Origin of the sequence: Streptomyces sp. NPDC088730, from assembly GCF_044751215.1 — a bacterium.
In the GTDB taxonomy this organism is placed as follows: Bacteria; Actinomycetota; Actinomycetes; order Streptomycetales; family Streptomycetaceae; genus Streptomyces.
This window is the reverse complement of record NZ_JBIVLK010000013.1, coordinates 22,014-48,089: the sequence shown is the minus strand read 5'-3', so window position 1 is coordinate 48,089 and position 26,076 is coordinate 22,014. Positions and strand designations below refer to the sequence as shown.

The 26,076-nt window shown below is 72.5% G+C and carries 21 protein-coding genes; 18 read left to right on the top strand and 3 right to left on the bottom strand.

From position 1 onward, the window contains the following. Window positions 1-194: 194 nt before the first annotated feature. The 9 genes from ACIP89_RS29715 to ACIP89_RS29675 all read left to right on the top strand — a co-directional run bounded on the left by ACIP89_RS29715 (window position 195) and on the right by ACIP89_RS29675 (window position 11,489). Window positions 195-2,156, top strand: coding sequence for an acyl-CoA dehydrogenase family protein (locus tag ACIP89_RS29715; protein WP_402117627.1), 1,962 nt, complete (start codon window positions 195-197; stop codon window positions 2,154-2,156). Between the two features lie 84 nt (window positions 2,157-2,240). Continuing rightward, a complete protein-coding gene (gene aroA, locus ACIP89_RS29710; protein WP_402117625.1) occupies window positions 2,241-3,515 on the top strand; it encodes a 3-phosphoshikimate 1-carboxyvinyltransferase in 1,275 nt (424 codons plus the stop codon). Between the two features lie 13 nt (window positions 3,516-3,528). Next, entirely contained in the window at window positions 3,529-4,020 is a 492-nt protein-coding gene (locus ACIP89_RS29705; RefSeq protein WP_402117694.1) for a nucleotidyltransferase domain-containing protein, read from the top strand. A 116-nt stretch (window positions 4,021-4,136) separates the two neighbouring features. Further along, window positions 4,137-5,399, top strand: coding sequence for a 1-deoxy-D-xylulose-5-phosphate reductoisomerase (gene dxr / locus ACIP89_RS29700; RefSeq protein ID WP_401932234.1), 1,263 nt, complete (start codon window positions 4,137-4,139; stop codon window positions 5,397-5,399). Continuing rightward, window positions 5,396-6,706, top strand: a complete 1,311-nt coding sequence (locus tag ACIP89_RS29695; protein WP_401931936.1) for a M50 family metallopeptidase — start codon at window positions 5,396-5,398, stop codon at window positions 6,704-6,706. Before dxr ends, ACIP89_RS29695 begins: the two co-directional genes overlap by 4 nt. A gap of 185 nt (window positions 6,707-6,891) precedes the next feature. Continuing rightward, complete coding sequence (ispG, locus tag ACIP89_RS29690) at window positions 6,892-8,046, top strand: flavodoxin-dependent (E)-4-hydroxy-3-methylbut-2-enyl-diphosphate synthase (protein WP_311302915.1); 1,155 nt, start codon at window positions 6,892-6,894, stop codon at window positions 8,044-8,046. Window positions 8,047-8,219: 173 nt separating this feature from the next. Next, window positions 8,220-9,065 (top strand): GNAT family N-acetyltransferase, encoded by an 846-nt coding sequence (locus ACIP89_RS29685; protein ID WP_402117623.1) that lies wholly within the window; start codon window positions 8,220-8,222, stop codon window positions 9,063-9,065. Window positions 9,066-9,139: 74 nt separating this feature from the next. Beyond that, window positions 9,140-9,715, top strand: coding sequence for a GNAT family N-acetyltransferase (locus ACIP89_RS29680; RefSeq protein ID WP_401931931.1), 576 nt, complete (start codon window positions 9,140-9,142; stop codon window positions 9,713-9,715). Between the two features lie 73 nt (window positions 9,716-9,788). Then, a complete protein-coding gene (locus tag ACIP89_RS29675) occupies window positions 9,789-11,489 on the top strand; it encodes a proline--tRNA ligase (RefSeq protein ID WP_401931928.1) in 1,701 nt (566 codons plus the stop codon). Window positions 11,490-11,804: 315 nt separating this feature from the next. Here ACIP89_RS29675 and ACIP89_RS29670 read toward each other — a convergent pair whose 3' ends face one another. The 3 genes from ACIP89_RS29670 to ACIP89_RS29660 are packed head-to-tail and all read right to left on the bottom strand — an operon-like array spanning window position 11,805 to window position 13,839. Continuing rightward, entirely contained in the window at window positions 11,805-12,737 is a 933-nt protein-coding gene (locus ACIP89_RS29670; protein ID WP_402117621.1) for an aminoglycoside phosphotransferase family protein, read from the bottom strand. A gap of 29 nt (window positions 12,738-12,766) precedes the next feature. Further along, a complete protein-coding gene (locus ACIP89_RS29665; protein WP_402117620.1) occupies window positions 12,767-13,306 on the bottom strand; it encodes a ferritin-like domain-containing protein in 540 nt (179 codons plus the stop codon). Further along, window positions 13,303-13,839, bottom strand: a complete 537-nt coding sequence (locus ACIP89_RS29660; protein ID WP_402117618.1) for a hypothetical protein — start codon at window positions 13,837-13,839, stop codon at window positions 13,303-13,305. The genes ACIP89_RS29665 and ACIP89_RS29660 overlap by 4 nt, the downstream gene beginning before the upstream one ends. A 176-nt stretch (window positions 13,840-14,015) precedes the next feature. On the opposite strand from ACIP89_RS29660, the gene rimP reads away from it, so the two are divergent. From rimP to ACIP89_RS29615, 9 genes are all read left to right on the top strand, one after another. Next, on the top strand, window positions 14,016-14,513 hold the full coding sequence (gene rimP / locus ACIP89_RS29655) for a ribosome maturation factor RimP (protein WP_402117616.1): 498 nt from the start codon (window positions 14,016-14,018) through the stop codon (window positions 14,511-14,513). A 2-nt stretch (window positions 14,514-14,515) separates the two neighbouring features. Beyond that, window positions 14,516-15,556 (top strand): transcription termination factor NusA, encoded by a 1,041-nt coding sequence (gene nusA, locus ACIP89_RS29650; protein WP_073739165.1) that lies wholly within the window; start codon window positions 14,516-14,518, stop codon window positions 15,554-15,556. Window positions 15,557-15,716: 160 nt separating this feature from the next. Next, complete coding sequence (locus tag ACIP89_RS29645) at window positions 15,717-15,995, top strand: YlxR family protein (RefSeq protein ID WP_401931918.1); 279 nt, start codon at window positions 15,717-15,719, stop codon at window positions 15,993-15,995. A gap of 154 nt (window positions 15,996-16,149) precedes the next feature. Continuing rightward, window positions 16,150-19,257: a translation initiation factor IF-2 gene (gene infB, locus ACIP89_RS29640; protein ID WP_402117615.1), complete on the top strand. Its 3,108-nt coding sequence runs from the start codon at window positions 16,150-16,152 to the stop codon at window positions 19,255-19,257. A 137-nt stretch (window positions 19,258-19,394) separates the two neighbouring features. Further along, entirely contained in the window at window positions 19,395-19,691 is a 297-nt protein-coding gene (locus tag ACIP89_RS29635) for a DUF503 domain-containing protein (RefSeq protein WP_073739168.1), read from the top strand. Window positions 19,692-19,715: 24 nt separating this feature from the next. Continuing rightward, window positions 19,716-20,168, top strand: a complete 453-nt coding sequence (gene rbfA, locus ACIP89_RS29630) for a 30S ribosome-binding factor RbfA (RefSeq protein WP_401931912.1) — start codon at window positions 19,716-19,718, stop codon at window positions 20,166-20,168. Continuing rightward, the gene (gene truB / locus ACIP89_RS29625; protein WP_402117613.1) at window positions 20,165-21,064 is read left to right on the top strand and encodes a tRNA pseudouridine(55) synthase TruB; all 900 of its coding nucleotides are present in this window, start codon (window positions 20,165-20,167) and stop codon (window positions 21,062-21,064) included. Before rbfA ends, truB begins: the two co-directional genes overlap by 4 nt. A 186-nt stretch (window positions 21,065-21,250) precedes the next feature. Further along, the gene (locus tag ACIP89_RS29620; protein ID WP_402117611.1) at window positions 21,251-25,003 is read left to right on the top strand and encodes a trypsin-like peptidase domain-containing protein; all 3,753 of its coding nucleotides are present in this window, start codon (window positions 21,251-21,253) and stop codon (window positions 25,001-25,003) included. Between the two features lie 43 nt (window positions 25,004-25,046). Next, complete coding sequence (locus ACIP89_RS29615; protein WP_401931906.1) at window positions 25,047-26,000, top strand: bifunctional riboflavin kinase/FAD synthetase; 954 nt, start codon at window positions 25,047-25,049, stop codon at window positions 25,998-26,000. The last annotated feature ends 76 nt before the right edge of the window (window positions 26,001-26,076 follow it).

Below are 26,076 nucleotides of genomic sequence, written 5' to 3'. Positions count from 1 at the left end.
GGCCCGCAAGGGCCGCGGCCGAACGGCCGGAGCCCACTGTGCGGGGGCTCCGGCCGTTTCCGTTTCCGCGAGCCGGGCCGGTCACTGGAGTGGCGGGCGACCCGATCGGCGTCCCGGCGATGGTGGCACCGGCCGCAATCGGGTACATACGGACGAGTAGAAGTCCCCCGACGAAGCGGCGAGGTGAGCTCCTCATGTCCGCACCATCCGCACAACGGCCCTCCGAGCGACAGCACACCCCCAAGGTCTCCGAGCGCGAGGCGCGCCAGGTGGCCGAGGACGCGCGTGAACGGGACTGGCACAAACCCAGTTTCGCCAAGGAACTCTTCCTGGGCCGCTTCCGCCTGGACCTGATCCACCCGCATCCGCTGCCGGCCGGCGAGGACGTCCGCCGCGGCGAGGAGTTCCTCGCCCGGCTGCGCGAGTTCTGCGACAGCAGCGTCGACGGCGCCCTGATCGAGCGCGAGGCCAAGATCCCCGACGAGGTGGTCAACGGCCTCAAGGAACTCGGCGCGCTGGGCATGAAGATCGACGTGAAGTACGGCGGTCTGGGCCTGACCCAGGTGTACTACAACAAGGCCCTCGCCCTGGTCGGCTCCGCCAGCCCGGCGATCGGCGCCCTGCTCTCCGCCCACCAGTCCATCGGCGTTCCCCAGCCGCTGAAGACCTTCGGCAGCCAGGAGCAGAAGGACACCTTCCTGCCCCGGCTCGCCCGTACCGACATCTCGGCGTTCCTGCTGACCGAACCGGACGTCGGCTCCGACCCGGCCCGCCTCGCCACCTCCGCCGTACCGGACGGCTCCGACTACCTGCTCGACGGGGTGAAGCTGTGGACGACCAACGGGGTCGTCGCGGACCTCCTCGTCGTCATGGCCAGGGTCCCGGAGTCCGAGGGGCACAAGGGCGGCATCACCGCCTTCGTGGTCGAGGCGGACTCCCCGGGCATCACCGTGGAGAACCGCAACGCCTTCATGGGGCTGCGCGGCCTGGAGAACGGCGTCACCCGCTTCCACCAGGTGCGCGTCCCCGCCGCGAACCGCATCGGACCCGAGGGCGCCGGGCTCAAGATCGCGCTCACCACCCTGAACACCGGACGGCTCTCGCTGCCCGCGATGTGCGTCGGCTCCGGGAAGTGGTGCCTGAAGATCGCCCGCGAGTGGTCCGCGGTCCGCGAGCAGTGGGGCAGGCCGGTCGCCCGGCACGAGGCGGTCGGCTCGAAGATCTCCTTCATCGCCGCGACCACCTTCGCCCTCGAAGCGGTCGTCGACCTCGCCTCCCAGATGGCCGACGAGAACCGCAACGACATCCGGATCGAAGCCGCGCTCGCCAAGCTGCTCGGCTCCGAGATGGGCTGCCTGATGGCCGACGAGCTCGTCCAGATCCGCGGCGGCCGGGGCTTCGAGACGGCGGAGTCGCTCGCCGCCCGCGGCGAACGGGCCGTCCCCGCCGAGCAGATGCTCCGGGACATGCGCATCAACCGGATCTTCGAGGGCTCGACGGAGATCATGCACCTGCTGATCGCCCGGGAGGCGGTCGACGCCCACCTGAAGGTCGCGGGGGACATCATCGACCCCGACAAGCCGCTCTCCGCCAAGGCGCGGGCGGGCGCCAACGCCGCCGGCTTCTACGCCCGCTGGCTGCCCAAGCTCGTCGCCGGACCCGGCCAGCTCCCCGGCAGCTACGCGGAGTTCAACCCGGCCGGCCACGCCGACCTGTCCGGCCACCTGCGCTACGTCGAACGCTCCTCCCGCAAGCTGGCCCGCTCCACCTTCTACGCCATGTCGCGCTGGCAGGGCCGGATGGAGACCAAACAGGGCTTCCTCGGCCGGATCGTCGACATCGGCGCGGAACTCTTCGCGATGAGCGCCGCCTGCGTCCGGGCCGAACTCCTGCGCACCGGCGACGACCACGGCCGCGAGGCCTACCAGCTCGCGGACGCCTTCTGCCACCAGTCCCGCGTCCGGGTCGAGGAACTCTTCACCCGGCTCTGGTCCAACACCGACGAGCTGGACCGGCGCGTCGTCGAGGGCGTCCTGTCGGGCACGTACACCTGGCTGGAGGAGGGCATCATCGACCCGAGCGGCGAAGGCCCGTGGATCGCCGACGCCACCCCCGGCCCCTCCACCCGGGACAACGTGCACCGGCCCATCCGCTGAGCGCCCGACGCCGGACCGGCGGGGCGCGTCCACTCGCTGGACGCGCCCCGCCGCCGTGCGCGCGGCGCGGCAGAATGCGGACCCGTGACCGTCATCCACGTCCCCGGTTCCAAGTCCGTCACCGCACGCGCCCTCTTCCTGGCCGCCGCCGCGAACGGCACCAGCACGCTCGTACGGCCGCTGAGCTCCGACGACACCGAAGGCTTCGCCGAAGGGCTCACCGGCCTCGGCTACGAGGTGGTGCGGGAGGCGGACCGCTGGCGGATCACCGGCCGCCCGTCCGGGCCCGCCGCCGCCGAGGCCGACATCTACTGCCGCGACGGCGCGACCACGGCCCGCTTCCTGCCCACCCTCGCCGCGGCCGGGGCGAGGGGCACCTACCGCTTCGACGCCTCCGCCCAGATGCGCCGCCGCCCCCTCGCCCCGCTCACCGAGGCGCTGCGCTTCCTCGGCGTCGACCTCCGCCACGAGGCGGCCGAGGGCCACCACCCGCTGCGGATCAGGGCCGCGGGCATCAAGGGCGGCGAACTGACCCTGGACGCCGGCCAGTCCAGCCAGTACCTCACCGCGCTGCTGATGCTCGGCCCGCTGACGGAGACCGGACTGCGGATCACCGTCACGGAACTGGTCTCCGCGCCCTACATCGAGATCACCCTGGCGATGATGCGCAGCTTCGGCGCCGAGGTCACCCGGAGCGGCCCCGGCGGCAACGTCTTCACGGTGCCGCCCGGCGGCTACCGGGCCACCGGCTACGCGGTCGAGCCGGACGCCTCCACCGCGAGCTACTTCTTCGCCGCCGCGGCCCTCACGGGCGGCGAGGTCACCGTCCCCGGCCTCGGCACGGACGCCCTCCAGGGGGATCTGGGATTCGCCGGCGTACTGCGGAGGATGGGCGCGGAGGTGCGCACCAGCGCCGAATCCACCACGGTCCGCTCCACCGGCACCCTCCACGGCCTCACCGTCAACATGCGCGACATCTCCGACACCATGCCGACACTGGCGGCGATCGCCCCGTACGCCTCCGGGCCGGTCCGCATCGAGGACGTCGGCAACACCCGGGTCAAGGAGTGCGACCGGCTGGAGGCGTGCGCCGGGAACCTGCGGCGGATGGGCATCGCCGTCGCGACCGGCCCCGACTGGATCGAGATCCGGCCCGGCACCCCGCGCGCCGCCGAGATCGCCACCCACGGCGATCACCGCATCGTCATGTCCTTCGCCGTCGCAGGACTGCGCACCCCGGGCCTCACCTACGACGACCCCGGCTGCGTACGCAAGACGTACCCCCGCTTCCACGAGGAGTTCGCCGCGTTCGCGAAGGACATCGGAAAAGGGCAGGAACCGACGGGCGGACGTGGTTAGGCTCCCGGCCATGATGTCCGCCGCCGACGTGCTGTCCGTCCTGTCCGTGCTGCGTGCGGCCGGTACGGATGTGGTGATCGCCGGCGGCTGGGGGATCGACGCCCTGATCGGCGCCGAGACCCGCAGCCACCGGGACCTCGACCTGCTGCACCGCGAGGAACAGGAACCCGCTGTCATCGCCGCCCTGGCGGCCGTCGGCTACGCGCAGACGCTCGACTGGCGCCCCGCCCGGTTCGTCCTCAGCCACCCCTCCGGGCCCGAGATCGACCTGCACCCCCTGCGGTTCGCCCCCGACGGCTCGGCGCTCCAGTCCTCGCTCGACCCGCAGGAGCCCTTCCGCTACCCGGCCGAGTGCTTCGTCACCGGCACCATCGGCGGGACGCGGGTGCGCTGCATTTCCGTGCGGCAGCAGATCGAGTTCCACCAGGGGTACGAGCCCGGCCCGGCCGACCTCCACGACATGGCCCGGCTGCGCGCGGAGTTCGGCGTGACCACGCACTTCTGAGAGCCGCCGGCACCCGGCACGACCGGAGCGCGGCGGACGACGGGAGCCGGCGAACGGGGACAGGCGGCCACGGGATGCGGGAAGCTGTGTCCACACACCCGGCGGATGCGGCAACAATGGGTGGCATGAGCGACAGCCCTGCCCCCCTAGCAGACCCGCACCTCGTCTTCGACGCCGTGGAAGGCCGCCGGGATCTCGTCATCCTCGGCTCCACCGGGTCCATCGGCACCCAGGCCATCGACCTGGTGCTCCGCAATCCCGACCGCTTCCGTGTCACCGCGCTATCGGCGGCGGGCGGCCGGGTCGCCCTCCTCGCCGAGCAGGCGCGCCGCCTGCGGGTGCGCACGGTGGCGGTCGCCGCTCCCGAAGCGGTCCCCGCCCTGCGCGAGGCGCTGCGGCAGGAGTACGGAACAGCGGAGCCGCTCCCGGAGATCCTTGCCGGCCCGGACGCGGCCACCGAACTGGCCGCCGGTGACTGCCACACCGTGCTCAACGGGATCACCGGCTCGATCGGCCTGGCGCCCACGCTGGCCGCGCTCGGGGCGGGCCGCACGCTGGCCCTCGCCAACAAGGAGTCGCTGATCGTCGGCGGTCCGCTGGTCAAGGCGCTGGCCGCGCCCGGCCAGATCATCCCGGTCGACTCCGAGCACGCCGCCCTCTTCCAGGCACTGGCGGCCGGCAAGCGCGGCGATGTGCGCAAGCTCGTCGTCACCGCGTCCGGCGGCCCGTTCCGGGGCCGCACCAGGAGCGAGCTGGCGGACGTCACGAGGGAGCAGGCACTCGCGCACCCGACCTGGGCCATGGGCCCGGTCATCACGGTCAACTCCGCGACCCTGGTCAACAAGGGGCTCGAAGTCATCGAGGCGCACCTCCTCTACGACATCCCCTTCGACCGGATCGAGGTCGTGGTCCACCCCCAGTCCTACGTCCACTCCATGGTGGAGTTCACCGACGGCTCGACCCTCGCCCAGGCGACCCCGCCCGACATGGGCGGACCGATCGCCATCGGTCTCGGCTGGCCGCAGCGCGTCCCCGACGCCGCCCCCGCATTCGACTGGTCGAAGGCCTCGTCCTGGGAGTTCTTCCCGCTGGACACCGAGGCGTTCCCGTCCGTCGGCCTCGCCCGGCACGTGGGCACGCTGGGCGGCACCGCGCCCGCGGTGTTCAACGCGGCCAACGAGGAGTGTGTGGACGCGTTCCTGTCCGGACGCCTCGCGTTCAACGGCATCATGGACACCGTCACCGCGGTGGTGGCCGAACACGGAACACCCCCGACGGGAACTCCACTGACCGTCGCGGACGTCCTTGAAGCGGAGGCCTGGGCGCGGACCCGGGCCCGGGAACTCTCGGCCGAGGCCGCAGCGGAGGCGCGCGCATGAGTATGACGTCGGTCCTGTTGACCGTTCTGGGCATCGCCGTCTTCGTCGTCGGGCTGCTCTTCTCCATCGCCTGGCACGAGCTGGGACACCTCTCGACCGCGAAGCTCTTCGGCATCCGCGTACCCCAGTACATGGTCGGCTTCGGCCCGACGATCTGGTCACGCAAGAAGGGCGACACGGAGTACGGGTTCAAGGCCATCCCGGCGGGCGGCTACATCCGCATGATCGGGATGTTCCCGCCGGGGCCCGACGGCCGGATCGAGGCGCGCTCCACGTCACCGTGGCGCGGCATGATCGAGGACGCCAGGTCGGCCGCCTTCGAGGAGCTGGAGCCGGGCGACGAGAAGCGCCTCTTCTACACGCGCAAGCCGTGGAAGCGCGTGATCGTCATGTTCGCCGGACCGTTCATGAACCTGGTCCTGGCCGTCGCGATCTTCCTCGGCGTCGCCATGACCTTCGGTTTCCAGACCCAGACGACCGAGGTCGCCGGCGTCCAGAAGTGCGTGATCTCGCAGAGCGAGAAGCGCGAGACCTGCAAGTCGTCCGACCCGGTCTCGCCCGCCCAGGCGGCCGGGCTCCGGGAGGGCGACAAGATCGTCGCGTTCAACGGCGAGCCGGTCGGCGAGTGGTCCGTGCTGTCCGACAGGATCCGCGACACGATCGGCCCCGCCACCATCACGGTCCAGCGGGACGGCCAGGAGAAGACCCTGCACGCCGTGCTCAAGAAGAACGCGGTGGCGAAGAAGGACTCCGACGGCGAGGTGATCCCCGGCAAGTTCGTCTCCGCCGGCTACCTCGGATTCGCCGCGCAGACGGAGATCATCCCGCTCTCCTTCGGTGACTCGGTCGTCCGCATGGGCGACATGTTCGAGAACGGCGTCGACTCGATCATCGCCCTGCCGTCCAAGATCCCCGCACTCTGGAACGCGGCCTTCGACGGCGGCGAGCGCGCGGACGACTCACCGGTCGGCGTCGTCGGCGCGGCCAGGATCGGCGGCGAGGTGATGACGCTGGACGTCCCGGCGCAGAACCAGATCGCGATGATGCTGTTCCTGCTGGCCGGCTTCAACCTCTCGCTGTTCCTCTTCAACATGCTGCCGCTGCTGCCGCTGGACGGCGGCCACATCGCGGGAGCCCTGTGGGAGGCCCTCCGCCGGAACGCGGCGCGCGTCTTCAAGCGGCCCGACCCGGGCCCCTTCGACGTCGCCAAGCTGATGCCCGTCGCCTATGTGGTCGCCGGGGTGTTCATCTGCTTCACGCTGCTCGTGCTGGTGGCCGACGTCGTCAATCCGGTCAAGATCACCTGACCGGTGCGACGGACGCACCCGGTGTGTCCCGGGGTGACGGCGGATGCGCGCGATGCGTCCGGTGGGCCACATTTTGTGCGGACGCCGGACGCCGTGTGCCTCAGGTTGTCCTCGGTGCCGTAACCTCGAAGGCCGGAGCCCGCCGATCTCGGGACGTTGATCCAAACCTTGGGGATGCTCAGCGCATGACTGCGATTTCTCTCGGAATGCCTACCGTTCCGACCCAGCTCGCCGTACGGCGGGTCAGCCGCAAGATCCAGGTCGGGTCGGTGGCGGTCGGCGGGGACGCGCCGGTTTCGGTGCAGTCGATGACGACGACACGCACGTCCGACATCGGCGCCACGCTCCAGCAGATCGCGGAGCTGACGGCCTCCGGCTGTCAGATCGTGCGGGTGGCGTGCCCGACCCAGGACGACGCGGACGCGCTCAAGACGATCGCCTCGAAGTCGCAGATCCCGGTCATCGCGGACATCCACTTCCAGCCGAAGTACGTGTTCGCGGCGATCGACGCGGGCTGCGCGGCGGTACGGGTGAACCCGGGCAACATCAAGCAGTTCGACGACAAGGTGAAGGAGATCGCGCGGGCCGCCAAGGACGCCGGGACCCCGATCCGGATCGGCGTGAACGCCGGTTCGCTGGACGCGCGGCTGCTCAAGAAGTACGGCAAGGCGACCCCCGAGGCACTGGTCGAGTCGGCCCTGTGGGAGGCGTCCCTCTTCGAGGAGCACGGCTTCCGCGACATCAAGATCTCGGTCAAGCACAACGACCCGGTCGTGATGGTCAACGCCTACCGCCAGCTCGCCGCGCAGAGCGACTACCCCCTGCACCTCGGCGTCACCGAGGCCGGACCTGCGTTCCAGGGCACCATCAAGTCCGCCGTGGCCTTCGGCGCGCTGCTGAGCGAGGGCATCGGCGACACCATCCGCGTCTCGCTCTCCGCGCCGCCCGCGGAAGAGGTCAAGGTCGGGCTCCAGATCCTGGAGTCGCTGAACCTGAAGCAGCGCCGGCTGGAGATCGTGTCCTGCCCGTCGTGCGGTCGCGCCCAGGTGGACGTGTACAAGCTCGCGGACCAGGTCACCGCCGGTCTGGAGGGCATGGAGGTGCCGCTGCGGGTCGCCGTCATGGGCTGCGTCGTCAACGGCCCCGGCGAGGCCCGCGAGGCCGACCTCGGCGTCGCCTCCGGCAACGGCAAGGGCCAGATCTTCGTCAAGGGCGAGATCATCAAGACGGTGCCCGAGTCGAAGATCGTCGAGACCCTCATCGAGGAAGCCCTCAAGATCGCCGAACAGATGGAGAAGGACGGCATCGCCTCCGGCGAGCCCCAGGTCTCCATCAGCTGAACCCCGGATACCCCACGGAACCCGCGACAACGCCCCGCCGGAGAACGTCCGCGGGGCGTTGCCCGTGAGCAGTCTCACCGCCCTCCGAAGAAGCCGTTCCGGCCACGAGCGGCGCCCCACGGGCTCTTTCGGTACAGTGCGGAAATCAGCAGACCGCATGGTGAGGCCCCCTCGTGTTGACGCAGACCACCACTCGGGTCCTCGAACCCAGCGACCTCGGCGCCGCCCTCGCGGTGCTGGAGAGCGAACCCGTAGCCAACGCCTTCGTGACCTCCCGGGTCCAGATCGCGGGCCTCGACCCATGGCGCCTCGGCGGCGAGATGTGGGGCTGGTACGCCAACGGGCGGCTGCGCTCCCTCTGCTACTCCGGGGCCAACCTCGTGCCCATCTGCGCCGGTCCGGAAGCCGTCAGGGCCTTCGCGGACCGGGCCCGCAGGGCGGGCCGCCGCTGCTCCTCGATCGTCGGCCCCGCGGAGCCGACCGCCCAGCTGTGGCGGCTGCTCGAACCGGGCTGGGGCCCCGCCCGCGAGGTCCGGGCCAACCAGCCGCTCATGGTCGCGGACAGCCCCGCCGCGGAGGTGGCGCCCGACCCGCTGGTCCGCCGCGTCCGCAAGGACGAGATGGACATCCTGATGCCCGCCTGCGTCGCCATGTTCACCGAGGAGGTCGGCATCTCCCCGCTCGCCGGCGACGGCGGACTCCTCTACCAGGCCCGCGTCGCCGAGCTCATCGCCGCCGGCCGCTCCTTCGCCCGGATCGAGGACGGCAAGGTCGTCTTCAAGGCCGAGATCGGTGCCACCACCCCACAGGCCTGCCAGATCCAGGGAGTCTGGGTGGCCCCCGAATTCCGTGGCCGCGGCCACTCGGAGACCGGCATGGCGGCCGTCCTGCGCCACGCGCTGACCGAGGTCGCGCCGATCGTCAGCCTGTACGTCAACGACTACAACACCCCCGCGCGCAAGGCGTACAGCCGGATCGGCTTCCGCGAGGTCGGCGCGTTCATGAGCGTGCTGTTCTGACCCGGCCGCCCGCACGACCCCCCGTCCTCACCGGCCCGTACCCCGCCCGCCGCGACGGACAGTAGGGTCTGTCCATGGCAGCAGCTTCGGGGGGCGGCCCCCACACACCCAGCGTCCGGATCGGACCGATCGATCTCGCCGCACGCGTGGACGAGGCGCTCGCCGTCCAGGCCGTCGCCTTCGGCCTCGGCCCCGACGAGATCGAAGTACGCCGCCACATCGTCCTCAGACACCTCGACCACCCGCACGCCCGCGCGCTGGGCGCCCTGACCCCCGACGACCGGCTCGTCGGCTTCGTCTACGGCATGCCGAACGAACGCGGCCACTGGTGGTCCACCGTCGTCGAGCCCTACCTGCGCGCCACCGGCTCCGCGCGCTGGCTCGACGACTCCTTCGTGATCACCGAACTCCACGTCCACCCGCAGTTCCAGAACCGGGGGACCGGCCGCGCCCTGATCACCACCATCACCGACGCCGTGGACCAGCCCCGCTCCATCCTCTCCGCGATCGACACGGAGAGCCCGGCCCGCGGTCTGTACCGCTCGCTCGGCTACCAGGACCTGGCCCGGCAGGTGCTCTTCCCCAGCGCTCCCAAGCCGTACGCGGTCATGGGAGCACCGCTTCCACTGCTCCGCAGGGCGCGTGACTGACTGAATCGATTTCCGCCCGCCCGTGCCGCCCGGCTAACCTCCTGCACATCACCCTTCCGAGCAGGAGTTCACCATGGCCCAGGTCCAGCGCATGTCCCGATTGATGATCAAGACACTGCGCGACGACCCGGCGGACGCCGAGACGCTCAACCACAAGCTGCTCGTCCGGGCCGGATACGTACGTCGCACCGCCGCCGGCATCTGGTCCTGGCTGCCGCTCGGCAAGAAGGTCCTGGAAAACGTCAGCCGCGTCGTCCGCGAGGAGATGGACGCCATCGGCGGCCAGGAGGTGCTGCTCCCCGCGCTGCTCCCCAAGGAGGCGTACGAGGCGAGCGGCCGCTACGACGAGTACGGCGACCTGCTGTTCCGCCTCAAGGACCGCAAGGGCGCCGACTACCTCCTCGGCCCCACCCACGAGGAGGTCTTCACCCAGGTCGTCAAGGACATGTGCTCGTCCTACAAGGACCTGCCGGTGATCCTCTACCAGATCCAGACCAAGTACCGCGACGAGGCCCGCCCCCGGGCCGGCGTGCTGCGCGGCCGCGAGTTCCAGATGAAGGACTCGTACTCCTTCGACACCACGGACGAGGGTCTGGCGGAGGCGTACCAGCTGCACCGCGGCGCCTACATCCGGATCTTCGAGCGGCTCGGCCTCGACCACCGCATCGTCTCCGCCGTCTCCGGCGCCATGGGCGGCTCGGCCTCCGAGGAGTTCCTCGCGCCCGCGCCCGCCGGTGAGGACACCTTCGTCGACTGTCCGAACTGCGACTACGCCGCCAACACCGAGGCCGTGACCTTCAAGTCCACCCCGGCCGACGCCTCGGCCGTGGGCGCCGTCGAGGAGCTGGACACCCCCGACACCCCCACCATCGAGACCCTGGCCGCCCACCTCGGCGTCCCGGCCTCCGCCACCCTGAAGAACCTCCTGGTGAAGGTGGACGGCGAGATCGTGGCCGTGGGCGTGCCCGGCGACCGCGAGGTCGATCTCGGCAAGCTCGGTGAGCACCTGGCCCCCGCCGTCGTCGAGCTCGTCACCGCGGAGGACTTCGTCGGCCGCCCCGACCTGGTGCGCGGCTACGTCGGACCGCAGGGCCTGGACAAGGTCCGCTACATCGCCGACCCCCGCATCGCCTCCGGCACCGCGTGGATCACCGGCGCCAACAAGGAGGGCAAGCACGCGCGCAACGTCGTCGCGGGCCGCGACTTCGAGGTCGACGACTACCTCGACGTCGTCGTCGTCGAGGCGGGCGACCCCTGCCCCAACTGCGGCACCGGCCTCCAGGTGGACCGCGCCATCGAGATCGGCCACATCTTCCAGCTGGGCCGCAAGTACGCCGACATCTTCTCGCTCGACGTCCTCGGCCAGCAGGGCAAGCCCGTCCGCGTCACGATGGGCTCGTACGGCATCGGCGTCTCCCGCGCGGTGGCCGCCCTCGCCGAGCAGACCGCCGACGACAAGGGCCTGTGCTGGCCCCGTGAGATCGCCCCGGCCGATGTGCACGTGGTCGCCGCGGGCAAGGCGCTCCAGACCGAGCTGGCCCTCGACGTCTCCGAGAAGCTCGGCGCGGCCGGTCTGCGCGTGCTGGTCGACGACCGCGCGGGCGTCTCGCCCGGCGTCAAGTTCACCGACTCCGAGCTGATCGGCGTCCCGAAGATCCTGGTGGCCGGCCGCCGCTCGGCCGAAGGCGTCCTGGAGCTGAAGGACCGCCGCACCGGCGAGCGCGAGGAGCTCACCGTCGACGAGGCGATCGCCCGCCTCACCGAACAGGGCTGACCGCCCCGGATTCCGTGGACGCACACCCCTCCGTCCCGTCGGTCCGCCCGGCGGGACGGAGTGCTGCCGGGCCGGGAACGGGGCGGTTCGGCGGAAGGCGGCGGCGTTCGTCCAGGCCGTGCCGCCCGCCCCGAGCGGCTCACCACCGGGAGGTCCTCGCCGGCCGGGCCGGAGACGGGTCCGGACGGCAAGGGACGGCACCAGTTCCGGCGGCTCCGGTCACCGGGATCACGAGCGTGTCTCCCGCCGTCGGACGGTGAACCTCACGGCACGCCAGGAACTCGGTCCCGCTTCGGGCCGAGAAGTGCCCCGGCGCTACAGCCAGCCCGCGAACTCCAGCGTGACCTCGCCCTCCCCGGTGCGGCCGGCGGCCAGCGCCCGGGTGCCCGACTCCACCGCACGGAACAGCGTCCAGCCGTGCAGCCGCTCGCGGTCCACGTCCAGCGACTCCGCGAGCCGCTTGATCCTGCGCCGGGCCGTCATCGCGCCGCCCGGCGAGGCGATCAGATCCTCCACCCGGTCCCGCACCAGCCGCGCCAGATCGTAGGCCCGCTCACCGACCAGCGGCTCCGGCCCGACCGTCAGCCAGGGCGCGCGCTCGCCCGAGAGCACCTTGCTCTGCCGGAAGTTGCCATGGAGCAGCAGAGTCTCGGGGGAGTCCGCGACCAGTTCCCCGCGCGCCGCCAGGGCCGCGGAGACCAGCGGCTCAAGGTCCGGGTCCGCCGCCGCGGCGGCCCGCATCGGACCGGTCCGCCGCGCGGTCCGCTCCGCGACCGTCTCGAAGGCGTGACCGGCCGGCGGCTCGACCCACAGCCGCCGTACCGTGCCCGCCGCCTCCAGCAGGGCCTTCGCCTCCGGCAGCGACCGCAGCGACACCTCGGGGTGCAGCCGCTCCAGCAGCAGGGCGCCGGCGCCGGGGTCCCCGGGGAGCAGCTCCTCATCCGGTGCGACCAGCTGGACCGCGCCCCAGCCGTTCCAGTGCGCCAGCGCCGCCCGTTCGAGCTCGGGCGCGGCCCCCGACGGGGAGATCTTCAGCGCCGCCGGGGCTCCGTCGGCGCCCCGCACCAGCAGGACCAGGCTGCTGCGCCCGCCCGGGGCGGCGACCCGGTCCACGGACAGCTCCCGCCCTGCCCGGTCCAGCGCCCGGTCGGTCAGTGCGGGAAGCTCCGCGAGCCATTCCCCGGCGGCCGTATCCCCGTACGACTCGCCGAGCGCTCGCACCAGACGCTGCGGCGGTTCAAAACCCATACGTGCTGTGTTCCCTTTCAGAGCCTGCCTCAGTGCGTCGCGCCGGTCCGGCCCTTCGCGTCCGACCCGGTCTTCGCGTCGGCACCCGTCGCCTCGTCCTTCTCACCGGCACCGTCCTTGCGGGAACCGTCTGCGGCCCGCTCGACGAGCCCGGGAAAGGGTACGCCGCTGCCCCGCCAGCGCACCGCGCGCACCGCGGCCTCCCGCAGCGCGTCCGCGGCCTCCCGGCGCAACGGCCCCCCGGCCGCCCGCACGAGGTCGGAGTAGACGTCCGCCACCCGGTCCTCCAGTACGGCGGCGAACCGCACCGCCGCGGCCGGGTCCGGCACGGCGAACGGCAGGGCGTACGCGGGGTCCGCCGCCACCGGTTCGCCGCCCAGGCCGCGCACCGTGCGCACCAGCGCGTCGCGGCGGGCCCGGTGGGCGTGGTGCGCGGCGGTGGCCTCGGCGCGGCGGCCCGCGGCGACCCGGCCGCCCGCCACCCCGTACCCGTACACCGCGGCGTGTTCCGCTGCCAGTGCCGCCTGGGCGGCCTTGAGCGTCGCCTCGCGCTCGTCCTTCTCGCTCACGCCTTCGTCTCCTTGGCCAGTCCGGTCAGCAGGTAGGAGTGTGCGGAGGCGGCCGCCGCGACGGAGGCGAGCAGCCGGGCCAGCTCCGGGGGCGCCTCCAGCAGGGCCTCCGTGTAAGAGGCCGCGGCCCGTCGCTCGGCGGCCGCCAGTGCCTTGACGGCCTCCGGGGGGCTGCCTGCGGGCCGGGTCCGGACGGACTGGAGCGAGGCCTTTCCCGCCGGGGCGAGGGCCGTGACGTGGGCGCGTACGGCGTCGCGCAGCGGGGTGAGCCCGGCCGAGGTCGCCGGATGGGCGGCGAGCACGTTCTCGTACTGCGCCAGCAGGGACGTGGATACGGCGGCGGCCTTCTTCCGCAGCGACGCCTCAGCCTTCACCGCGGTGGCGGAGGCGGTCCGGGCACCGGCGTGCGCGGAACCCGTCCGGCCGCCGCCCCCGTCCTCCGCGCCGTCCCCGCAGCCGGCCAGCACCGCCCCCATGGCGATCGCTCCCGTCGCGGTGAGCGCGCCCCTGCGCGTCGTCCCCGTGCGCCGCACTTGTTCTCCTTCGGGCTGGACCTGTCTTGACCGGATGTGTCCGGAAGTGATCACCGCAGGCGAGCGTACCCGCGCTCGGGGGGCCGGCGGACGGCAACACCCCCCGGGACCGGATACCCTTTGACCAGACACACGACGATCCCCACAACAGCACACGCGGCCGAGGAGTCACCCGGATGAGCACCCCCCAGAGCGAGAGGCTGCGCGGGCTGGTAGAACCGCTCGTCAGCGCCGAGCAGCTGGATCTGGAAGAGATCGAAGTGTCCCGGGCCGGCCGCCGCCGGGTGCTGCGGATCATCGTGGACTCCGAAGAGGGCGTGGAGCTCGACACCTGCGCGGATCTGAGCCGCGCGATCTCCGAGAAGCTCGACGAGACCGACGCGATGGGCGAGGAAGAGTACGTCCTGGAGGTCAGCTCTCCCGGTGCCGACCGCCCGCTGACGGAGCACCGCCACTACGTACGCAACACCGGCCGCCTGGCCAGGCTGACCCTGAACGAGGGCGGCGAGCTGGTGGCCCGCGTCCTCGCGGTCGACGAAGAGGGCCTCGATGTCGAGGTACCGGGCGTCAAGGGCCGCAAGCCCACGTCCCGCCGGATCTCCTTCGACGAGATCGCCAAGGCGCGCGTGGAGCTGGAATTCAACCGCAAGGACAAGAAGGAAGAGGAGGCGTAGCCGTGGACATCGATGTGAAGCTTCTGAAGGGCTTGGCGCAGGACAAGGAGATCCCATTCGACGTGCTCGTCGAGGCGATCGAGTCGGCCCTCCTCATCGCGTACCACCGCACGGACGGCAGCCACCGCAGGGCGCGCGTGGAGCTGGACGAGCGCGGCCATGTGACGGTGTGGGCCAAGGAGGACCCGGCCGATCTGGAGGAGGGCCAGGAGCCCAAGGAGTTCGACGACACCCCGTCGGGCTTCGGCCGGATCGCCGCGACCACCGCCAAGCAGGTCATCCTGCAGCGGCTGCGCGACGCCGAGGACGACCGCACGTTCGGTGAGTACGCGGGCCACGAGGGCGATGTCGTCACCGGCGTCGTCCAGCAGGGCAAGGACCCGAAGAACGTCCTGGTCGACATCGGCAAGCTGGAGGCCATCCTGCCGGTGCAGGAGCAGGTCCCCGGCGAGGAGTACACCCACGGACTGCGGCTGCGCACCTATGTCGTACGGGTGGCCAAGGGGGTGCGCGGTCCGTCGGTGACGCTGTCGCGGACCCACCCCAACCTGGTGAAGAAGCTCTTCGCGCTGGAGGTCCCGGAGATCGCGGACGGCTCCGTCGAGATCTGCGCGATCGCCCGCGAGGCCGGCCACCGCACCAAGATCGCGGTCCGCTCCACCCGCTCCGGCCTCAACGCCAAGGGCGCCTGCATCGGCCCGATGGGCGGCCGTGTGCGCAACGTCATGGCCGAGCTGCTCGGCGAGAAGATCGACATCGTGGACTGGTCGGACGACCCGGCGGAGATGGTCGCCAACGCGCTGTCGCCCGCCCGGGTCAGCGAGGTCGAGGTCGTGGACCTCGGCGCCCGCTCCGCCCGGGTCACCGTGCCCGACTACCAGCTGTCGCTGGCGATCGGCAAGGAGGGCCAGAACGCCCGTCTCGCCGCCCGCCTCACCGGCTGGCGCATCGACATCCGCCCGGACACCGAGACCGACGCCGAGCGCGACGTGGCCGACCGGGAGCGGGCCGAGCGGGCCCGGGAGCGCGCCGAGCGCAACTGATCCGACGACGGGCCGGGGCGCGGAACGGAACGCGCCGCGGCCCCGACCGGAGCGGGTCACCAAGGAATAGATCTCGTCGACATCCCGCTGAGATCACGACAACATCCGTTCGATCTTTGCCCCAAACAGGTGAGGTCGGTACGGGGAGGTAGACTTAAACGTGTCTGGCCGGACGCACGCCCGCGCTTGCCCTGAGCGAACCTGTGTGGGTTGCCGGGAGCGAGCGGCCAAGAGCGAGCTGCTGCGCATCGTGGCGGACGGAGGCGCCTGCGTCCCCGACCCTCGCGGTACGCTGCCCGGCCGGGGTGCATATCTGCACCCTGCATCTGTCTGTCTCGACCTGGCGGTCCGCCGCCGGGCATTCCCCCGGGCCTTCAAGGCCAAGGGGCCGTTCGACGCCGCAGCGGTCCAGCGGTTCGTCGAACGGGCGACACCGTAGGAACAGGAAATTGAACGGCACGGGTCCCCGTGCGGTCAGGTACCTCGCGAGTTGGAAGTAGGTCGAGATTGCGATGAGCACTCGATGAGTACGCGATGAGTACGCCCATGAAGTAGCGACGGTCCGGCGGTAACCCGGACCTAAAAGGAGCGAAGTGGCTAAGGTCCGGGTATACGAACTCGCCAAGGAGTTCGGAGTTGAGAGCAAGGTCGTCATGGCCAAGCTCCAGGAACTCGGTGAGTTCGTACGTTCGGCGTCCTCGACGATCGAGGCGCCGGTTGTACGCAAGTTGACTGACGCACTGCAGGGTCCCGGTGGCAACGCCGGCAAGTCCGCTGCAAAGCCTGGCGCGCCCCGCAAGGCCGCCCCCGTGAAGCCCGCGGCGCCCTCCCCGGCCGCCGCAGCACGTCCCGCTGCCCCGAAGCCCGGCGTACCGGCTGCCAAGCCGGCCGCCGCCGAGGCCCCGAGCAGCACCCCCGCCCCGGCCTCCGCGCCGTCGGCGGGCCCGCGTCCGGGCCCCAAGCCCGCACCCGCGAAGCCCGCCCCGGTCACCCCGGTGCCCGCGGCCGAGTTCTCGGCCCCGGCCCCGGCACAGCCGGCCGCACCCCAGCAGCAGGCCCCGCGTCCCGCGGGTGCCACCCCGGGTCCCCGCCCCGCCCGTCCGGCTCCGGCCGGCGGTCAGCGTGACGGCGGCCGCGAGGGTGGTCAGCGCGACGGTGGCCGTGGCGGCGACCGTCCGGCACGTCCCGCGGGCCAGGGCGCCCCGCGCCCCGGCGGCGCCCGTCCGGCGGGTCCCCGTCCGGGCAACAACCCGTTCACCTCGGGTGGCTCGACGGGCATGGCCCGTCCGCAGTCTCCCCGTCCCGGCGGCGCCCCGCGTCCCGGTGGCGGCTCGGAGCGCCCCGGCGCCCCGCGTCCGCAGGGCGGCCCCGGCGGCGCCCCGCGGCCCCAGGGCCAGGGCGGCGCACGTCCGTCTCCGGGCGGCATGCCGCGCCCGCAGGCTCCTCGTCCCGGCGGCGCCCCCGGCGCCGGCGGTAACCGTCCCAACCCGGGCATGATGCCGCAGCGTCCCGCTGCCGGTCCGCGTCCCGGTGGTGGCCCCGGCGGTGGCCGCGGTCCCGGTGGCGGCGGCGGTCGTCCCGGCGGCGGTGGCGGCGCGGGCCGTCCCGGTGGCGGCGGCTTCGCAGGCCGTCCGGCCGGTCCCGGTGGCGGTGGCGGCGGTTTCGCCGGCCGTCCCGGTGGCGGTGGCGGCGCGGGCCGTCCCGGTGGTGGCGGCGGCTTCGGCGGTCGTCCCGGCTTCGGTGGCCGTCCCGGCGGTCCCGGTGCCCGTGGTGGCACACAGGGTGCCTTCGGCCGGCCCGGTGGTCCCGCGCGTCGTGGCCGCAAGTCGAAGAGGCAGAGGCGCCAGGAGTACGAGGCCATGCAGGCCCCGTCGGTGGGCGGCGTCATGCTGCCTCGCGGCAACGGACAGGCTGTCCGGCTGTCGCGCGGTGCCTCGCTGACCGACTTCGCCGAGAAGATCAACGCCAACCCGGCGTCGCTCGTCGGCGTGATGATGAACCTCGGCGAGATGGTCACCGCCACGCAGTCCGTCTCCGACGAGACGCTGAAGCTCCTCGCGGACGAGATGAACTTCGTCCTGGAGATCGTCAGCCCCGAGGAGGAGGACCGCGAGCTGCTCGAGTCCTTCGACATCGAGTTCGGCGAGGACGAGGGCGGCGAAGAGGCCCTGGTCTCCCGTCCGCCGGTCGTGACCGTCATGGGTCACGTCGACCACGGTAAGACCCGGCTGCTGGACGCGATCCGCAAGACGAACGTCGTCGCGGGCGAGGCCGGCGGCATCACGCAGCACATCGGTGCCTACCAGGTCGGCGCCGAGGTCAACGGCGAGGACCGCAGGATCACCTTCATCGACACCCCGGGTCACGAGGCGTTCACCGCCATGCGTGCCCGTGGTGCGAAGTCCACCGACATCGCGATCCTCGTGGTGGCGGCGAACGACGGTGTGATGCCCCAGACGATCGAGGCGCTGAACCACGCCAAGGCGGCCGAGGTGCCGATCGTGGTCGCGGTCAACAAGATCGACGTCGAGGGCGCGGACCCGACCAAGGTGCGCGGTCAGCTCACCGAGTTCGGTCTGGTGGCGGAGGAGTACGGCGGCGACACGATGTTCGTCGACATCTCCGCCAAGCAGGGCCTCAACATCGAGGCTCTTCTGGAGGCCGTCGTCCTCACCGCCGACGCCTCGCTCGACCTGCGGGCCAACCCGGAGCAGGACGCGCAGGGTATTGCGATCGAGTCCCACCTCGACCGCGGCCGCGGTGCCGTCGCGACCGTCCTGGTCCAGCGAGGCACGCTGCGGGTCGGCGACACGATGGTCGTGGGCGACGCCTACGGCCGCGTGCGCGCCATGCTCGACGACAAGGGCGAGAACGTCGAGGAAGCGGGTCCCTCGACCCCCGTCCTCGTGCTGGGTCTCACCAACGTCCCGGGTGCCGGCGACAACTTCCTGGTGGTCGACGAGGACCGTACGGCCCGTCAGATCGCCGAGAAGCGTGCCGCTCGTGAGCGCAACGCCAACTTCGCCCGCAAGGGTGTCCGGTTCTCCCTGGAGAACCTGGACGAGGCGCTCAAGGCCGGTCTGGTCCAGGAGCTCAACCTCATCATCAAGGGCGACGCGTCCGGTTCGGTGGAGGCTCTCGAGTCCTCGCTGCTCCAGCTCGACGTCGGCGAAGAGGTCGACATCCGGGTCCTGCACCGCGGTGTGGGTGCGGTCACCGAGTCGGACATCGACCTGGCGACCGGCTCCGACGCCATCGTGATCGGCTTCAACGTGCGCGCCGCAGGGCGTGCCGCGCAGATGGCCGACCGCGAAGGTGTGGACGTCCGGTACTACTCGGTCATCTACCAGGCGATCGAAGAGATCGAAGCGGCCCTCAAGGGCATGCTCAAGCCGGAGTACGAAGAGGTCGAGCTCGGTACGGCGGAGATCCGCGAGATCTTCCGCTCGTCCAAGCTGGGCAACATCGCCGGTGTGCTGGTCCGGTCCGGCGAGGTCAAGCGCAACACCAAGGCGCGCCTGCTCCGCGACGGCAAGGTCATCGCGGAGAGCCTCAACATCTCCGGGCTGCGCCGCTTCAAGGACGACGTCACCGAGATCCGCGAAGGCTTCGAGGGCGGTATCAACCTCGGAAACTTCAACGACATCAAGATCGACGACGTCATCGCGACGTACGAGATGCGCGAGAAGCCGCGAGGCTGACCCGTACCTCAACAGTCGGGGCCGGTCGACGGGTCGTATTTCCGTCGATCGGCCCCGGCCGTTCCGTGTACGGTTCTCGTGTCCCTGCCAATCACCGGCGGGGCGCGAACCCGAACCGGCGGGACATCCGGACATACATGTATGTGGGGACACTGTCCTTCGATCTGCTTCTCGGCGACGTACGGTCGCTGAAGGAGAAGCGCTCCGTGGTCCGTCCGATCGTTGCCGAGCTCCAGCGCAAGTACGCGGTGAGCGTGGCGGAGACGGGCGGCCAGGACCTCCATCGCAGGGCCGAGATCGGCCTCGCCGTGGTCTCCGGGGACACCGGACACCTCACGGACGTGCTGGACCGGTGCGAGCGGCTGATCGCCGGCCGGCCGGAAGTGGAGCTGCTGTCCGTACGGCGGCGGCTGCACAGCGACGAAGACGATTGAGCAAGGCGAGAAGGAGACGGACCAGTGGCCGACAACGCGCGGGCTAAGAAGCTGGCGGACCTCATCCAGGAGGTGGTCGCCGAGAAACTGCAGCGCGGAATCAAGGACCCGCGCCTGGGTACGCACGTGACCATCACGGACACCCGCGTCACCGGCGACCTGCGGGAGGCCACGGTCTTCTACACGGTCTACGGCGACGACGAGGACCGGGCGAGCGCGGCAGCCGGCCTGGAGAGCGCGAAGGGCATCCTGCGTTCCGCGGTCGGTGCGGCGGCGGGGACGAAGTTCACCCCCACGCTGTCCTTCATGGCGGACGCGCTCCCCGAGAACGCCAAGGCGATCGAGGACCTGCTCGACCGGGCACGGGCCTCGGACGCCAAGGTGCGCGAGGCGTCCTCGGGCGCCACGTACGCGGGTGACGCCGACCCGTACCGCAAGCCGGAGGACGAGACCGACGAGGACACCGCCTCCGAATGACAGCGCAGAACAGGACGCCGGACGGACTTGTCATCGTGGACAAGCCGTCCGGCTTCACTTCGCATGACGTCGTCGCCAAGATGCGCGGCATCGCCAGGACCCGCCGCGTCGGCCATGCCGGCACGCTGGACCCGATGGCGACCGGTGTGCTCGTGCTCGGCGTCGAGCGGGCCACCAAGCTGCTCGGCCATCTCGCACTGACCGAGAAGGAGTACCTCGGTACGATCCGGCTCGGCCAGGACACCGTCACGGACGACGCGGAGGGCGAGATCACCTCGTCCACCGACGCCTCGGGAGTGACGCGCGAGGGGATCGACGCCGGGGTCGCCGCGCTGACCGGCGCCATCATGCAGGTGCCGTCCAAGGTCAGCGCCATCAAGATCGACGGCAAGCGGTCCTACGCGCGGGTGCGCGGCGGCGAGGAGTTCGAGATCCCGGCCCGGCCGGTGACCATCTCGTCGTTCAACGTCTACGACGTCCGCCAGGCCGTCGCGGCGGACGGCACCCCGGTCGTCGACCTGGTCGTCTCCGTGGTCTGCTCCTCCGGTACGTACATCCGGGCCATCGCCCGTGACCTCGGCGCCGGACTCGGGGTGGGCGGCCATCTCACCGCGCTGCGGCGCACCCGCGTCGGGCCGTACGGTCTCGACGGGGCGAGGACGCTGGACCAGCACCAGGAGGAGCTGGTCGTGATGCCGGTGGCCGAGGCCGCCGCCTCCGCGTTCCCGCGCTGGGACGTCGACGACAAGCGGGCCAAGCTGCTGCTGAACGGGATGCGGCTGGACATGCCCGCCCACCCGCCGGGGCCGGTCGCGGTCTTCGGGCCCGACGGGCGGTTCCTGGTCCTCGTCGAGGAGCAGAAGGGCAAGGCCAAGAGCCTCGCCGTCTTCGGCTGACGAGCTGATCCACCCGCTGTCGCGCACCAGGCCGTAAGGGCTGTTCCAGGCCCCCGTCGCCCCCTGTCCGCCGAACGCCACTGATTCACCCCAATGGGCAGGCGCTCGGAGTGAATCAGGGGTGCGAACGGGGGCGCTTCCACTCCGATGGCCCTTTGTCGATCACGGTGGACCTACCGTCGGATCATGGGATGCGGGGACCGGGCGACGTTGGTACGACTGTGCGATCCGGCCGGCAGGACGAGGGGGACCGGGTTCGTCGCGGACGACCGGGGCACGGTCGTGACCAGTCACGAGGCCGTCGAAGGGGCGGCCCACCTCGTCCTGCACGGCGCGGACGGACGCAGCTGCCGTGTCGGGGCCGAGGACGTCACCGCGCTGCCCGAGCTGGATCTCGCGCTCCTGCCCACCGGCGGACCGGACGCGCTGGGCGTGCGGCCGCTGCCGATCGTGGAGCGCGAGCGGATCGAGGCAGGCAGCTATGTGACGATCGCCGCGCACGGCTGGCGCGAGGCCCGCGTCCTGGGCCCGGTCCCGGTGACGTACACGGCGGGCGGGCCCGCTCACCGGATCGACCGGGCTCTCGAACTCGCCCTCGGTACGGACGGCAGCGACGCGCTGCGGCTCGGCGGCGCCGCCGTGGGCGGGCCGGTCCTCGACCCGGACACCGGCGCGGTCATCGCGGTTCTCGGCACCGCGCTGCGGGCCGGACACGCCGCCGCCGGATGTGCGGTGCCACTGGCCGGGGCGGGCGAAGGAGGCCCGCTGGGTGAGCTGCTGCGGCGCAACGCCATGAGTGTCCCCGGCTACGGCCGCGATCTGAACCTGGCCGGAGCGCTCCAGCTGACCGCCATGTCCGTCGGCTCCGCGGGCGGCCACGACGTCCGGCCCGATCCGGTGGAACGGCCGGAGGCCACCGCGGAGTTCAGCGCGTTCGCCGCCGCGGGGCCGGCGAAGCCCGACGGGGCGGGCGCGGTCGTCCTCGGCCTGGTCGGGGAGCCGGGCACCGGCCGCACCACCGAACTCGCCGCGCTGGCCGCCCGGCGGGCCCGCGGCCGGGTGCCGGCCCTCACCCTCTGGCTGCGTGGCGCCGATCTGCTGGCCGACGACACCTCCGTGGCCGACGCGATCGTCCGCTCGCTCGGACAGGCCGGACGCATCGTCACCGCCGCCGGAGCCCCCGGTGACATGGCGGCCGCCACCCCGGAGCGGGTGGCCCGGCTGGCGGCGGACGCGGGCAGCCCGCTGCTCGTCCTGCTGGACGGCCCCGAGGAGATGCCGCCCGTCCTGGCGCACCGGCTGGCCCGGTGGACCGCGGGCACGGTCGACTGGCTGCGGGAGAACGGGGCGCGGCTCGTCGTCGCCTGCCGCCCCGAGCACTGGGAGACCGCCGGCGCGCTCTGTCCGCCGGACGCACTGCACCGCCCGGCCAGGCCCGCCCGGCGACTGCCGTCCGCCCTGCGCATCGACGACCTCACCGTGGGCCAGGCCGAGCTGGCCCGGCAGCGCTACGGGCTCCCGCCCGACGCGCTCGCCCCCGGCCACGACCGGCACCCGCTCACCCTGCGGCTGCTGGCGGAGGTACGCGAGGCCCTCCCGCCGGACACGCCGGGGCGGCCCGGCACGGAGGAGGTCTTCGGCGCACACCTCGACCTGATGTGCCTGCGCGTCGCGGTCCGGATCGCCGCCCAGCGGCGGCCCGCCCCGAACGGCACCGCGGTACGGAGGCTGGCGGCGCAGGTGGCGGGGCAGGTCCACGAGGCGGCCCGGCGCTGCCTCGGACCGGGGCAGGGGGAGCTGGACCGGGCCGCGTTCGAGCACGTCTTCCCGTGGCGCACGGGCTGGGCCTCCGCCGTGCTCACCGAAGGCCTGCTGGTCCCGGCCGGAGCGGGCTACCGCTTCGCGCACGAGGAGCTGGGGGACTGGGTCCAGGGCGCGCATCTGGATCTGGACGCGGCGCTGCGGTCGCTGGTGCACCGCTGGCACGCCCCCGGCGCCTCGGCGGGGGAGAGCGGCGGGCGGGTTCCGCACCCCCGTCGCCCGGACACGGCCGGCAGCCCCGGCACCGCCCCCGCCGGGGGAGCCGGGGCCGCGGAGCCGCGCACCCTCCCGGTGCCGCGCCACCGGATCGGCCCGGTGATCCAGTCGCTGCTGCTGCTCGGCCGCCGCCAGGGGCCCGCCGCGCTGGCCCACCGGCTGGCCGACCTGATCGAGGCGCTGGACCGGCTGCCGTCGGGACGGAGCGGGACAGCTTCGAGGACCGGCACACCGGGCCCCTCGCAGGACGGGCCGGCCGCCGCTGATGCACGGGAGGACGGGACCGGCCCGGAGGGCGACGATCCCGCCGTACCGCCCGCGGCCGGAGGCTGCCCGCCCCCCGACGCCCGCTGGTGGGCCGCGCATCTGCTCTCGGAGACCCTGCTGCGGGTGCCGGACGCCCGACCGCACCTCGGGGTGCTCCGGCTGCTCACCGGGCGCATCGTCCGCAGCTCGGCCGAGGCGGGCGGGGCCGGTGCGCAGGGGGTGTACGCGGAGTTCGGGCCGTGGTTCTGGCGGCGGCTGCGGCTGCCGGAGGCGGACCGGATGGACCTGTTCCGGCGGCTCGTCCCCGCCGACGGACCGCCGCGCGGCGAGGACGACACCGGCGGCGACCGCTTCCTGGACGCGGTGGCACGGCGGCTCGCCGCCCAGCCGCGTACGGTCCAGCCGCTCCTGTGCGCCTGGTTCACGGACGAACGCCCCCTCGCGGCCGACCGGGGAGCGGTGGCGCGCCCCACCGTCGCGGCAGCCGCCCAGGCCCTCCTCCACGCCCGCCGCGACCTCGCCGTGGACGAACTGGCCGACGCGCTCGTCTCGACCGATCACCCCCGCGCCGGCGAACTGCTCGCGGCTCTGGCCGAGGACGAACCCTCCGCGCTGTGCCGGGCCGTCGAACGCTGGTCCCGCGACGACGACCGCCGCGCCCGGCGGATCGCGGCCGCCTGCTACGGAGCGGTCGTCGCACCGAACCTCACCCGCGACGCCGACCGGGACCTGCTGCGCCGCTCCGCCCTCGCCCTGCTGGCCCGCCCCGGCGACACCGATCTGCACGGACCGGCGCTGACCCGGCTGGTGGCCGATCCGCAGACCCGGGACCGCTGGCTGCCGCAGGCGCTCCGCACCTTCGTCGCGGGCGGCCCCCGGCTGTCCCCGGCCGCGCTCGCCGTCGCCCTGCCCACACACCCCGAGCAGGTGCTGACCGCGTACCGCGAGCGCCTCCTGCGGTCCGGGGACGGCGCGGGCGAGGTGCTGCGCGCCCTCGCCGGGATCGACGCCCCCGCACTCGCCCTGCACGCCGCCGGGCTCGTACGGGCGTACGTCGACAGCCACCCGGAGGACACCGTGCACACCGCCGCGTACCTCGACCGCAGGCTGGAGCACGGGCCCGCGGCCCGCGCCCTGCTGCTCCCGCTGCTGACCGGACTCCTCCGGGACCGGCCGGCGGCCGCGCCCGTGCGTGGTTCACTCGCCGCCGTGCTGGCCTCGCCCGGCAGCCCGGCCTCGCAGCCGCTGCGGGACGAGCTGCTGGAAGTGCTGCTGGACTTCGAGCAGGGCGCCACGCGCCGGGACCCGGTCGTGCTCGACGCGCTGCTGCGGGCCGCCGCGGCGGGCAGTGCCGGGCGCGGCCGGGCCCGCACCAGGGCCCTGGTCCACCGCACCGGGATGCTGCTCGTGAGGACCCCGGAGGGCGCCGCCCGGTTCGACCGGCGGCTGGTCGAACTGGCCCGTGAGGTGCCGGGATTCGCCGGCATGGTCCTCGGGTGGCTGACGGACGCCCCGCAGGAGTGGGCGGCGGTGATCGGTCCCGGCGCGCGGCGGACCATGGAGTCCCTCGGGACCCCGATGCCCATGCCGATGCAGGCCGCAGAGCGTGAGCATGGCAGTCTTAGACCTGCGTAAGAGACAAACCCACGTACACAGGTTCGGGCGAGGAGCGGTCAGAGTGCAGCGCTGGCGTGGCTTGGAGGACATCCCCCAGGACTGGGGACGCAGCGTCGTCACCATCGGCTCCTACGACGGGGTGCACCGCGGACACCAGCTGATCATCGGCCGTGCCGTGGAACGGGCCCGCGAGCTGGGCGTGCCGTCGGTCGTCGTGACGTTCGACCCGCACCCCAGCGAGGTCGTCCGGCCCGGCAGCCACCCGCCGCTGCTCGCCCCGCACCACCGGCGCGCCGAACTGATGGCGGAGCTCGGCGTGGACGCGCTGCTGATCCTGCCGTTCACCACCGAGTTCTCGAAGCTGGCCCCGGCCGACTTCATCGTGAAGGTGCTCGTCGACAAGCTCCACGCGCAGCTGGTCATCGAGGGCCCCAACTTCCGCTTCGGCCACAAGGCCGCGGGGAACGTGCGGCTGCTCACCGAGTTCGGCGGTACGTACGACTACCGGGTCGAGGTCATCGACCTCCGGGTGCGCGGCGAGGCGGGCGGCGGCGAACCGTTCTCGTCCACCCTCACCCGCCGCCTGGTCGCCGAGGGGGACATGGCCGGCGCCCGCGAGATCCTGGGCCGCCCGCACCGCGTCGAGGGCATCGTCGTCCGAGGTGCGCAGCGCGGCCGCGAGCTCGGCTTCCCCACCGCGAACGTGGAGACCCTGCCGCACACCGCGATCCCCGCCGACGGGGTGTACGCGGGCTGGCTCGACGTGAACGGCGAGTCGATGCCCGCCGCGATCTCCGTCGGCACGAACCCGCAGTTCGACGCCACGGAGCGGACCGTGGAGGCCTACGCGATCGACCGCGTCGGCCTCGATCTGTACGGGCTGCACGTCGCCGTGGACTTCCTCGCCTACGTGCGGGGGATGCTGAAGTTCGAGTCGGTCGACGAGCTGCTCGTGGCGATGGCCGCCGATGTGAAGCGGTGCACCGAGCTGATCTCCGCGTACGAGCGGGGCTGAGCGGCGGCGCGGTCGCCGCGTCCGGCTTCCCGCGCCGGGGCTTCGTCTAGGGTGGACCGGGCCGAAGGAGGTGGGT